Source organism: Sporosarcina contaminans, assembly GCF_042679045.1.
Lineage (GTDB): Bacteria > Bacillota > Bacilli > Bacillales_A > Planococcaceae > Sporosarcina > Sporosarcina contaminans.
This window is the reverse complement of sequence record NZ_JBHTLT010000132.1, coordinates 55045-66780: the sequence shown is the minus strand read 5'-3', so window position 1 is coordinate 66780 and position 11736 is coordinate 55045. Positions and strand designations below refer to the sequence as shown.

The window sequence follows — 11736 nt, the reverse complement described above, 5'->3', positions numbered from 1 at the left end:
TTTACTTGTTTCTCGACAATTCAAGTATAAAAGAAATGGTGATTACGTGCTTTTTTGGGGTTCTATAATATTTGTGTGAATACCCCAACAAATATTATAGAACCTAAAAAATAAGTGGGGAAAAACTATCCTATGCTGGGAGCACCAAAAACCCCGAAATTGCAAAATGCAATTCCGGGGTTTTCGTAAGGAAGCGATTAACGAGAGTAGAACTCAACGATAAGTGCTTCGTTAATTTCAGCTGCAAGTTCGCTGCGCTCTGGAAGGCGGATGAATTGACCAACTTTTGTGTCCGGATTGAATGAAATGTAATCTGGAACATAGCTGTTCACTTCAAGTGCTTCGTTTACAGCAGTCAGGTTTTGAGATTTTTCACGAAGTGAGATCTCTTGGCCTGGTTTTACGCTGTAAGATGGGATGTCAACGCGTTTGCCGTCTACCAAGATGTGTCCGTGGTTAACGAGTTGGCGTGCTGCACGACGAGTGCGAGCAAGACCCATGCGGTATACAAGGTTGTCAAGACGAGTTTCAAGAAGGATCATGAAGTTCTCACCGTGTTTACCTTGCATTTTGCCAGCTTTGTTGAAGATCGTTTTGAATTGGCGTTCGTTTACGCCGTACATGAAACGAAGTTTTTGTTTCTCTTGTAATTGCAATCCGTATTCGGAAAGTTTTTTACGTTGAGTAGGACCGTGTTGTCCTGGTGCGTAAGGGCGTTTTTCGATTTCTTTTCCAGTACCGCTTAGCGAAATGCCAAGACGACGGGAAAGTTTCCAAGATGGACCTGTATAACGAGCCATGAAAGACTCCTCCTCTGTTTTGGTTTTATTTTGTTGTAAAATAAGAACCAGATGTATTCAATCCGAACGCCATTCTATCATCTTGCACCTTCGCCTCAGCAGCCTTAAGGTTACGCGATGCACCTTGTAAAAGGAATAGACTGGACAGTTTGAATCATACAACTGCTGCAACTATTTTACACAAAAACCATCATACCAATTGTTGAAGACTGCGTCAAGCACTAATCTTGTTTGAATAAATAAGAGATAAAGTCCTATGTAAAACTCTGTTCTTTACACTGTACATACATTAGAATAGGCTTATAAGCATATAATGGGTTCAAGCGAGAATGAGGTGATTTGATGACAGACCATCAATTGACGATCAAAAACGTGAAATGTGAAATGATCGAGTTGTTTATAGGTAAAATGGATTACCATACATTGGATGAAATGCTCAACTCGTTTACTTTGCTGTTCATGCGTCAATTTGAGATTGATAGAGCAACGTTTTTCCTTTATGAAAATAATCGGTTCGTTCCTTTAAATAAGGAAGAGTGTATTGTTCATTCTACCGACAATTATACGAAAGAGGAAAAATTCGGATTGGGAACATCGCTCATTTCACATTTAATTGGCCGCGGTTTCGGGTTTGCTGACGATTATCTTATTTTTAGAGGAAATGATCAAAGTCCATTAGGTGCTCTCATCTTCAAGTCAACAGAACAATGGCATGCTTTTGCAGCTACACCCTATCTTTCGGAATTGAAGATGATTTATGGGAAATTCATTGCGCAAATTGTCGATAAGGATCACCTAATGCAAAAAGAAAAGAACTATCGAAAATTATTTGAGATTACAGAATTTTTCAATTCGACGATGGACAGCAATGTCATTTTAGAAGGCATGATGAAAACAATCAACGAGCTATTTCCTATGTATGAATCCGAACTTTTACTATCACATGACCAAAATACAAATATGCAAACGTATCGCCTTTTTGATTATTTACATGAAAGAGGCTCAACTATTGATGCTTTTTTATCTGGCGAGTTGACAGTGGAGCATGCAAGTGATTTGCAATGCACGATACTGAATGCACCAATTCGAGGAAGACAAGGGATTTATGGATTGTTGCAAATGAATGCTCCGCTAACTACAGACTTTTCATATACACAAAAAAATCTTATCCGTATGATCGGGAACGCTGCGGGCAGCGCTTTGGAAAATGCCAGCTTATATGCGCAATCACATCGATTAGTAAATGATTTACAGCTCGTTAATGATGCTTCCAAAATATTGAACAGCAATTTGCCGCTAAATGAAATGCTCTCTTATTTAAAGGAACAACTTTTGAAAGCGTTTAAACCAAATGAAATCGCTTTTTTATTTGTAGATGGGGAAGAATATAAAATTAGTCCGGAAAGCACCGCCTTGTTTATAGGAAATCGTGCCAATGCATCCATTCAGCCAATTATAATAAGGCTTAAAGAGGAAGAGGAAGCGATTTTTGATCCAAACCGGACAGATGACAACGGACATCTTAAGGAATTCCGGTCCCTTGCAGCCCTACCGATCACTGATCAGAAGGTTGTGAAAGGGTGGGTCATTTTATTGCATAAAGAGGAATATTACTTCTCATTTGATAACTTCAAGTTAATGCGATCGCTTATTAGTCATTCATCGCTAGCCATATCTAATATTATTTTGCGAGATCAGTTGCAAGAGTTAGTCAATAAAGATACGTTAACTAAACTATTTACTCGGAGCTATTTGAATAAAGCGGTAGAGAAGTCGATGGAAAAAAATGAAGAAGCGGTATTTTTATTAGTGGACATCGATGATTTCAAGCATGTTAATGATACTTATGGGCATGCGACGGGGGATCTTGTTTTGCAGCAAATTTCCGAATTCCTATTAGAAGAAACGGAAGCAATCGGGATTGTGAGCAGATGGGGCGGAGAAGAAATTGCTCTTTTCTTACCATCCGTTCCGTTGAATGATTCCATCGCTTTTGCGAAAGCAATTATTGAACAAATCCCACAGGTAACTAATCCGGAAGTGACGATTTCAATTGGTCTTTCAAGTTGGGAGCCGCAAAAAGGAATAGCATTTAAAGAACTCTTTCAGCAGGCGGACAAGGCGTTGTACGAAGCCAAAAATAAAGGGAAAAATCAGCTTGTCATACATGGAGCAGCATCTACGGTTCATTGACGCAGAGGCTGCTTTTTTCATAGAATCGAAAGGGATTCGGTTAAGTTTCAGCCTTTCAGTTTTTGAGTATTTGGGGTAGTATAATAGAGAAGGGGATGTAAGCGATTTCACAACGATGAAAGGTGGTAGTATGATGAAACACGGACAGCTTCATAAAGATACGATTGTTATCCACGAAGGGTATGATGATACACAGCATCATGGCAGCTTGGCAGTGCCGCTTTATCAGACATCTACGTATTCATTTGATAATGCTGTGACGGGGGAAAAAAGATTTTCGGGAGAAGAAGCGGGCAATATTTACTCACGGCTTGGAAATCCAACTGTGCAAGTTTTAGAAGAACGGATGACAATGCTTGAAAAAGGGGAAGGCGCATTGGCATTCGGGTCGGGGATGGCTGCTGTCAGTTCGATACTCGTCCACTTAACGAAAGCTGGAGACCATATTCTTTGCTCGCGGGGAATATACGGCTGCACGTTCGGTTTATTGAATATTATGAAAAACAAATATGGCATAACGCATGATCTGATCAGGATGGATACAGAGGAAGAAATTGAAAGAGCGGTGAAACCTGAAACGGTATGCATTTACGTGGAAACGCCGATCAACCCGACAATGGAACTTGTCGATTTGCATGCAGTCGTCAATGTAGCGAAACGCCATGGATTGCGCGTTGTAGTCGATAATACGTTTACATCGCCATATTTGCAAAACCCGCTCTCAATTGGAGCAGATTTTGTTCTCCATAGTGCGACGAAATATATTAACGGACATGGTGATGTCATTGCCGGCTTGCTCGTCGGTAATAACAAAGATGAAATAGAAAAAATAAGAATGACGGTGCAGAAGGATTATGGGGCGATTATGTCTCCTTTTGATGCATGGTTGCTAATCCGTGGCTTGAAAACATTGCCTGTCAGGATGGAGCGCCATACCGCAAACGCTGAACGACTCATCACGTATTTAAAAGACAAAGAAATTGTTGAAAATATTTACTATCCGTTCGACAAGGATAATCCACAGTTTAGCATAGCAGAACGACAAATGAGTGCAGGCGGCGGCCTGATTTCCTTTACTGTAAAAGGTGGCAAGGAGGGGGCACAGTTATTTATGGATAGCCTGTCGCTCATTAAAATCGCTGTCAGTTTAGGGGATGCAGAAACGCTCATTCAGCATCCGGCAACGATGACCCATTCAAGTGTGCCTGAAAATGACCGCTTGCAAATGGGTATTACCGATTCACTTCTGCGGCTATGATCGCTGATTTAGAAGAAGCTTTTTCAGTGCTAGAGAAAAATTATGTAAAGACGTCTTAAAGAATAAAGAGCAGTTGAGAGGAAATATAGATTCCCAGACTGTAGACAATGTGTCTTTTCACTTTGTCTACAGTCTTTTTAAGGTTTGTAGTCATGTGATAAGTGTTTTCTTAGCTTGGCTTGAAAACGCTTGCAGACAAGCAACACAGTATGCGAGCGTTTGTCAACAAGCTGGATTCCTTCGACTGCTCTTTTCATATGCTTACAAATGTTGCATAAGAATTTCTACAAATGATTCTAACCCTTTGCGGTCGTCCTCAGAAAAACGATTCAACTCTGGGCTGTCGATATCGAGGACACCGATCACTTCTCCGTCCTTCACAAGTGGTATGACAATCTCTGATTGAGAGGCTGCATCACAAGCAATATGGCCTGGGAATGCATTGACGTCTTCAACTACAAGCGTTTCTCGGCGCTCAGCAGAAGTTCCACAAACACCTTTGCCTAAAGGGATGCGGATGCATGCAGGAAGCCCTTGGAACGGCCCTAAGCATAATTCTCCATCTTCCATTAAGTAAAATCCTACCCAATTGATGCGATCCAAAAAATGATTGAGCAACGCAGAGGCATTGCTTAAATTGGCAATTCTATTTTTTTCGCCCGTAATTAATGCTTCAAGCTGCTTGTTTAACTGAGTATATCTTTCTTGCGGAATATCTGAATAATTGATCGTAGCAAACATAGACTGTCTCCCTTTCAAACTTATTTCCTCAAGTATACGGTTTAAAGGATGCTTCTACAAATTTCGAGCAGTTTTGATGGAAAAACCGCTTTTTCTTCAAAATCATTCATTTTACAGACGAAAAGACTTTAAACATGTTACTATATAGGATAATATAATATCAACTATCCTTACTCTCGGAGGAAAAGCTTCCGAGTTTGAAACTTGTATACAACAATGACTTATTGTTAATTGGGCAGCAACTATGCCTTCATATCGTTCAAAAAAATGAGGGGATACAGCGTCTAACTATTGACGCGTCACTCTCTACACAGTTACGTTTGTTGATTCGAAACCCTGATGAACGTGATTATATATAGGTTAATGAAGACGTCCAAGTACAAGCCGTACGAGGATAGCTAAATTACTGTGAAGGCTGGCGATTAGCTCCAACCTTTCATAGGTCGGTTCTTCATTTGGAACTATTAAGCGATTCGCGGGGATATATTTGATAAACAGGGACTTCGGAATAGGGGGATCACAATGATGGAATACTTCATCATTCCAATAATTGTTCTCATTGTATTGATAACGATCGCCTTTTTGTTTAGGCGTAAACATATTCATGAAATTGGCCGGTTAGAAAATGAGAAAATGCAAATTCAAAACAAACCGATCTTTGAAGAAATGATGAAAGTGAAACAACTGAATATGACTGGTGAGACGGAAGAGAAATTTGAGCGCTGGCGAAATGAATGGACAGAAGTAGTCGACGTTTGTATGCCGGAAATTGACTCTCTTCTTTTTGATGCGGAAGATTTAATTGATCGCTTTCGTTTTAAAAAAGCTTCATTGACAGAAAAAGAAATACAAGAGAAAATTCGCCAATGTGAAAAAAGGAAAAATGATATTTTAGATGAATTGAATGAATTGATTGGCAGCGAAGAAAAGAACCGAATTGAAATGGAAAATTTGCGAGAGCAATATCGGTTAGCGAGAAAAACGATTTTAGCGCACCAACATTCATTCGGTATGACCGTTTCTCCGTTAGAGAAGGAATTGGAGTCATTCAACCCTAAATTTGATGAATACGATGAATTGACCGAAAATGGCAATTACTTATTAGCTCGTGAAATCGTCATCTCTCTATCTGCGAAGGGAGAACAACTATCAGGGCTAATTCAGGATATTCCGACATTGCTTACAGAACTTCAAAATAAGATTCCAGCTGCGATTCGAGAACTTCGAAATGGACTAAAAGAAATGGAAGAACAGTCTTATTATATTGCTCATCTTGACTTGCCAGCAAAATTGTCCAAAATGGAAAGCGATATTGAAGAGCAAAAGAAATGTATGGAAAAGCTCGATATTGACCCGGTTCGCATGCGTGTAGAAGAGATGAATGACCAAATTGACTCCTATTACGATGCATTGGAAAATGAAGTGACTGCAAAGCATTTCGTAGATACGCGAGTAGAAGAAGTTGCAGAGTCACTATCTACCATTACGAAGTTGACGAAGGAATTATTAGTTGAAGCAGAATATGTCCAGCAAAGCTATCGATTAGATGAAAAACAAGCAGCATTGCCGCAAGCCAATTTAAAGAAATTGGAAAAGCTTCATAATCGATTTGAAATGCTGCAGCATCATATCGAGCAGCAGGAATCCGCTTATACTTCTTTGCAAGATGAACTGAAATCCATCGTCGCGGAATTGGAACAGATTGAAGAGGAACAAGATATACTTGCGAATAAAATGAAAAACTTGCGGATCGATGAAAATAACGTCCGACATAAATTAGGAGAGCTCACTCGCGAACTGCAAAACGCAGACCGAAAACTCCATAGAGGAAATATACCTGGCATTCCAGATGAAATGGATGCACGTTTGGAAGAGGCGGAGGAGCAGCTCTATCTCGTTACACAAAGCTTGCAGGAAGTTCCTTTGAATATTACAATTGCTGAAAGTTACCTATTAAGTGCCGAAAGTGCAATCCAAGATGTTAACGAAAGAGTGGATGAGCTTTTGGAAAATGTACTGTTAATTGAACGCATTATTCAATATGGCAATCGCTTTAGGGCTTCGAATCCGGAAATGCATGCACGTCTATTGGACGCAGAAGAATCATTTAGGCAATTCCGTTATGCAAAAGCATTGGAAGAAGCTGCAACTGCAGTAGAAGAAGCCGATCCAGGTGCGATGAAACGAATTGAAGAAATGTTGAAAGAGCATGCGTAACCATTGAAAATAGCCACCGGCATATTATCTGCGGGTGGCTTTGTTACGTGTAAAAAGACAATCGGGCATATAAACTAAGGAGAAAGGGAAATGACGATGATTTATTTTGATAATAGCTCAACTACTTTGCCTGATGAAGAGGTTATGGCATCATTTGTAGAAGCGAATCGACGATTTTTTGCAAATCCTGCTTCTATTCATGGCTTAGGCACGGATGCAGAAAAATTATTAGAGCGTGCAAAGGAACAAATGTTGAAAATTGTCCATTGTGAAAACGGTGAGGTAATTGTAACTTCCGGCGGAACAGAATCGAATAATTTAGCTGTTATTGGTTTCGCACGCGCTTTGCAACATAGAGGGAATCATATAATTACTACCTCAATTGAACATCCTTCAATTTTAAATGCATGCAGATATTTGGAAGAAGAAGGATTTGAAGTGGATTACATGCCCGTTGATGAAGAGGGTTGCATTTCCGTCGAAAAATTGATTCGAAAAATAAAAAAAGAGACGATATTAGTAAGTATTATGCATGTGAATAATGAGATTGGTTCAATTCAGCCGATTCAGGAAATCGCAAAAGCGGTAAAGGAACGGTCACGTGCTGTTTTCCATTCCGATTGCGTTCAAAGCTTCGGAAAGATTCCTGTAGCGATGGATGAAAATGGACCAGATGCGATTACGCTTTCCGCTCACAAAATAAACGGGTTGAAAGGAACGGGTGCACTCATCATGAAACATGGCATTCGTCCTCAGCCGCTTACTTATGGCGGCGGGCAAGAAAAAGGTTTGCGCAATGGCACCGTTTCTGTACCGAATGCGGTGGCGCTAGCTAAAGCGATGAGAATGAGCGCTGTAGAAACGGAAAGAAAGGACTTTAGAGAATGGAGAAATGAATTAATCGCATTTTGCAATCAGTATGAAAACATTAAAGTAATTGCTGAAAATAGTGCGGCTCCTCATATTTTATCCTTGTCTTTCAAACATATTAATGGTGAAGTTGCAATTAATTATTTTCAGGAAAACGATATTTATATATCAACTTCCAGTGCATGCTCATCCAAAAACAAACAAATTAGCCATGTAATTGAGGCGATTCATTTAGAAAATTCTTTTAAAAATGGAGTCGTTCGGTTGAGTTTTGGCAAGGATAATCATAAAGAGCAAATTGAAATTTGCAAAGACGTTATAAAAAGGTTTATGGAATTGATGGAGAGGGGCTTGAAATGATGGAATGGAATGAATTGCTGATCCGCTACGGAGAATTATCTTTGAAAGGACGAAATCGAAACTTCTTTGTTCGCAGATTAAGAAAAAATATAAAAGATGCGATGCATGATTTGTCGTCGGTGCGCTTACGTGCAGAACGAGACCGGATGTTTTTGCTCTCTGATAATCCAAAGGAAATGAAAGAAGCGATGGAAAGGCTTCCTGACATTTTCGGCATCCAATCATTTAGCCCTGTTGCGAAATGTGAAGCTGATTTGGAGGCCATTAAGGCGAAAGCGATAGAAGTGATCGGCTCGCATGAAACAAAAGGGAAAACGTTCAAAGTGGAAATTAAACGCGCTGATAAGTCGTTCCCGTATGTCACATCTGAATTGCAGCAAGAAATCGGAGGTCATGTACTTCGCCATTTCCCAGAGTTAGGTGTGAAAATGAAGCACCCGGATATTCAATTATTAGTGGACATCCGGACAGATGGCGCTTTCCTTACTTCATCCACGCATAAAGGCGCTGGCGGTATGCCGGTCGGTTCAAACGGCAACTCTTTGCTTATGCTTTCAGGTGGTATAGACAGCCCTGTTGCGGGATATTTAATGATGAAGAGAGGCGTCTCGGTCGATGCGATCCATTTTGCGAGTCCGCCATTTACGAGTGACTTGGCAAAACAGAAAGTGATCGATTTGGCGCAGAAAATGAGTACATTCGGCGCTTCCGTCCGTTTGCATATCATTCCATTCACTGAATTGCAACAAGCTGTCGTTCACCAAGTTCCTGAAAATTTATCGATGACGACAACGCGGAGAATGATGATGCAAATTGCAGATAAAGTGCGGGAAGAAATCGGTGCATTGGCAATCGTAACGGGCGAAAGTCTTGGTCAAGTTGCGAGCCAAACGCTTGAAAGCTTAACGGCGATCAATGCTGTCACATCGACTCCAATTTTGCGTCCGCTTATTGCGATGGATAAGTTAAATATTATAGATATTGCCCAAAAAATCGGTACCTATGATATTTCGATAAGACCATATGAAGATTGCTGTACGATATTTACACCAGCTAATCCAAAGACAAAACCACGCTTAGAAAAAGTAGAGCATTTTGAAAGTTATTTTGATTTTGATGCGTTAATTGAAGAAGCGGTAAAAAACCGCACTGTAGTGGAGACAGGGAAAGTTGCAGTTGAGGAATTCGATGACTTGCTTTAATATATTTGAATAAATTACCATGTTCATCTCCTGCATGGATTTCTGATTTCGGTCCATTCTATGTGCACAAGGAGGTGAGAACGACATGGCTAATAACAACAGCGGCAATTCAAACCAACTTTTAGTTCCTGGAGTACAACAAGCACTTGACCAAATGAAGTACGAAATCGCACAAGAATTTGGTGTAAACCTTGGACCGGACTCCACATCGCGTGCCAACGGATCCGTCGGCGGAGAAATTACGAAGCGATTAGTGCGTCAAGCCCAACAACAAATGAGTGGCTTCCAAAAATAATTATTTGTAGATGAGCTGTCCCGGGTTTATCCCGGGGCAGTTTTTTATTGTTTTAGAGCAAGTGCCGATGTTTGTTCAAGCATTGCCAATAAGAGTTTTGTTTATACGCACACATTTTAGAAAAATAAATATGTTTTGAAATATGGCTATTTCGTTTGTATAATGAACTATACAAAGGGGGAGTTCGTATGAATCGAGAAGAGTTATTAGCACCGGAAAAGTTTAACATCGTTAGTGAAATTGAGAAATTTGCCACCGGGGATGGAAAAACTGCATTGATTCATGTAAATAATAACGGAGAAGAAAAGGAAATTACATATGATGAATTAATGGAATTTGCGAATAAGGCGGCAAATGTTTTTACGGAAAACGGCTTGAAAAAAGGTGATATCATCTTAGTGATGATGCCGCGCCTCATTGAAGCATACATTACATATGTCGGCGCGTTAAAAGCTGGAATCGTCGTCATTCCAAGTTCCGAAATGCTGCGCTCATCGGATATCGAATATAGAATAGAACATAGCGGTGCGAAAGCGATTGTCGCTTATGAAGCATTTACAGACCAATTTGATGCTGTCGAGAATTTAAAGGATGTCCAGCTATTCATTATCGGAAAAGCGAAGGATGGTCAGCTTTCATTGACAGATATGATGGAAGGTGCATCTTCAGAATATGTTGGGCCAGAGACGAAAGGGTCGGATATGGCATTTCTTTCATACACTTCTGGAACGACGGGCAAGCCTAAAGGAGTTGTCCATACACATGCGTGGGGATATGCTCATCTCCGAACTGCCGCACCGAACTGGCTCGGCATTAAGGAAACCGATATCGTTTGGGCAACTGCGGCACCAGGATGGCAAAAATGGATTTGGACGCCGTTCCTTTCTGTTTTAGGCAGTGGAGCTACCGGGTTCGTTTACGATGGAAAATTTGATGTTGAAACGTATTTGCAGTTAATTGAAAAATATAAAGTGAATGTTCTTTGTTGTACACCGACAGAATATCGTTTCATTGCGAAAACAAAAGATTTGCAGTCATATGATCTGTCCTCAATTAGGAGTGCAGTATCTGCAGGGGAGCCTTTAAATCGGGAAGTTATTGAAATATTTAAGAAGGCATTCGATCTTGATGTGCGTGATGGCTATGGACAAACGGAAAATACATTGCTTGTCGGCACGATGATCGGGATGGATGCACGTCCTGGATCGATGGGCAAGCCAACGCCGGGCAACCAAGTCGACATCATTAATGAAGATGGAGTTCCGGTTTCGCCGGGCGAAGTTGGGGATATAGCTGTCCACATTACAACACCTGCGTTGTTCAAAGAATATTTGAATGATCCTGAAAGGACAAAAATGCAATTCCGAGGCGACTATTATGTAACTGGAGACCGAGCTAAGTTAGATGAAGATGGTTATTTCTGGTTTGAGGGAAGAGGAGATGACATAATTATTAGCTCCGGTTATACGATTGGTCCATTTGAAGTGGAAGATGCACTGACAAAACACGAAGCTGTAAGGGAGTGTGCTGTCGTCGCAAGTCCAGATCCGGAACGAGGCAGTGTCGTCAAAGCGTTTATCGTGCTGCGTGATAGTGAACGGGAACAGGATGAGACTTTAGTGAAGCAATTGCAAGATCATGTGAAAGAAATGACTGCCCCTTATAAATATCCAAGAAAAATTGAATTCGTCAATGAACTCCCGAAAACCGCGTCAGGAAAAATTATGAGAGTCGAGTTGCGGAAAATGGAACAAAATCATTGATAATGGTAAACCGTTTGCCATAAGGCGGGCGGTTTTT

General features: G+C 40.6%; 9 protein-coding genes. 7 read left to right on the top strand and 2 right to left on the bottom strand.

The features are described 5' to 3' along the window. Window positions 1-197 precede the first annotated feature (197 nt). Complete coding sequence (gene rpsD, locus ACFQ38_RS17895) at window positions 198-800, bottom strand: 30S ribosomal protein S4 (protein WP_381482633.1); 603 nt, start codon at window positions 798-800, stop codon at window positions 198-200. 342 nt (window positions 801-1142) lie between these two features. On the opposite strand from rpsD, the gene ACFQ38_RS17890 reads away from it, so the two are divergent. Then, window positions 1143-2993 (top strand): sensor domain-containing diguanylate cyclase, encoded by a 1851-nt coding sequence (locus tag ACFQ38_RS17890; protein WP_381482630.1) that lies wholly within the window; start codon window positions 1143-1145, stop codon window positions 2991-2993. Window positions 2994-3126: 133 nt separating this feature from the next. Continuing rightward, a complete protein-coding gene (locus tag ACFQ38_RS17885; RefSeq protein ID WP_381482628.1) occupies window positions 3127-4251 on the top strand; it encodes an aminotransferase class I/II-fold pyridoxal phosphate-dependent enzyme in 1125 nt (374 codons plus the stop codon). 261 nt (window positions 4252-4512) lie between these two features. Here ACFQ38_RS17885 and ACFQ38_RS17880 read toward each other — a convergent pair whose 3' ends face one another. Beyond that, complete coding sequence (locus tag ACFQ38_RS17880) at window positions 4513-4992, bottom strand: GAF domain-containing protein (protein ID WP_381482626.1); 480 nt, start codon at window positions 4990-4992, stop codon at window positions 4513-4515. 525 nt (window positions 4993-5517) lie between these two features. Here ACFQ38_RS17880 and ezrA point away from each other — a divergent pair. The 5 genes from ezrA (at window position 5518) to mbcS (ending at window position 11699) form a co-directional block, all read left to right on the top strand. Continuing rightward, complete coding sequence (ezrA, locus tag ACFQ38_RS17875; protein WP_336823502.1) at window positions 5518-7209, top strand: septation ring formation regulator EzrA; 1692 nt, start codon at window positions 5518-5520, stop codon at window positions 7207-7209. A gap of 90 nt (window positions 7210-7299) precedes the next feature. Continuing rightward, window positions 7300-8439, top strand: coding sequence for a cysteine desulfurase family protein (locus ACFQ38_RS17870; protein WP_381482624.1), 1140 nt, complete (start codon window positions 7300-7302; stop codon window positions 8437-8439). Next, window positions 8439-9641, top strand: coding sequence for a tRNA uracil 4-sulfurtransferase ThiI (gene thiI / locus ACFQ38_RS17865; protein WP_381482644.1), 1203 nt, complete (start codon window positions 8439-8441; stop codon window positions 9639-9641). The genes ACFQ38_RS17870 and thiI overlap by 1 nt, the downstream gene beginning before the upstream one ends. Window positions 9642-9726: 85 nt before the next feature. After that, window positions 9727-9936 carry an alpha/beta-type small acid-soluble spore protein gene (locus ACFQ38_RS17860; RefSeq protein ID WP_336823487.1) on the top strand — a complete coding sequence of 70 codons (210 nt, stop codon included), beginning with the start codon at window positions 9727-9729 and terminating at the stop codon, window positions 9934-9936. A gap of 188 nt (window positions 9937-10124) precedes the next feature. After that, complete coding sequence (gene mbcS, locus ACFQ38_RS17855) at window positions 10125-11699, top strand: acyl-CoA synthetase MbcS (protein WP_336823486.1); 1575 nt, start codon at window positions 10125-10127, stop codon at window positions 11697-11699. Window positions 11700-11736: the final 37 nt, after the last annotated feature.

What these genes read in the sequence shown, in the direction of transcription:
- rpsD (WP_381482633.1), bottom strand. Translation starts at nt 800, where the DNA reads ATGGCTCGTTATACAGGTCCATCTTGGAAACTTTCCCGTCGTCTTGGC.
- ACFQ38_RS17890 (WP_381482630.1), top strand. Translation starts at nt 1,143, where the DNA reads ATGACAGACCATCAATTGACGATCAAAAACGTGAAATGTGAAATGATC.
- ACFQ38_RS17885 (WP_381482628.1), top strand. Translation starts at nt 3,127, where the DNA reads ATGAAACACGGACAGCTTCATAAAGATACGATTGTTATCCACGAAGGG.
- ACFQ38_RS17880 (WP_381482626.1), bottom strand. Translation starts at nt 4,992, where the DNA reads ATGTTTGCTACGATCAATTATTCAGATATTCCGCAAGAAAGATATACT.
- ezrA (WP_336823502.1), top strand. Translation starts at nt 5,518, where the DNA reads ATGGAATACTTCATCATTCCAATAATTGTTCTCATTGTATTGATAACG.
- ACFQ38_RS17870 (WP_381482624.1), top strand. Translation starts at nt 7,300, where the DNA reads ATGACGATGATTTATTTTGATAATAGCTCAACTACTTTGCCTGATGAA.
- thiI (WP_381482644.1), top strand. Translation starts at nt 8,439, where the DNA reads ATGGAATGGAATGAATTGCTGATCCGCTACGGAGAATTATCTTTGAAA.
- ACFQ38_RS17860 (WP_336823487.1), top strand. Translation starts at nt 9,727, where the DNA reads ATGGCTAATAACAACAGCGGCAATTCAAACCAACTTTTAGTTCCTGGA.
- mbcS (WP_336823486.1), top strand. Translation starts at nt 10,125, where the DNA reads ATGAATCGAGAAGAGTTATTAGCACCGGAAAAGTTTAACATCGTTAGT.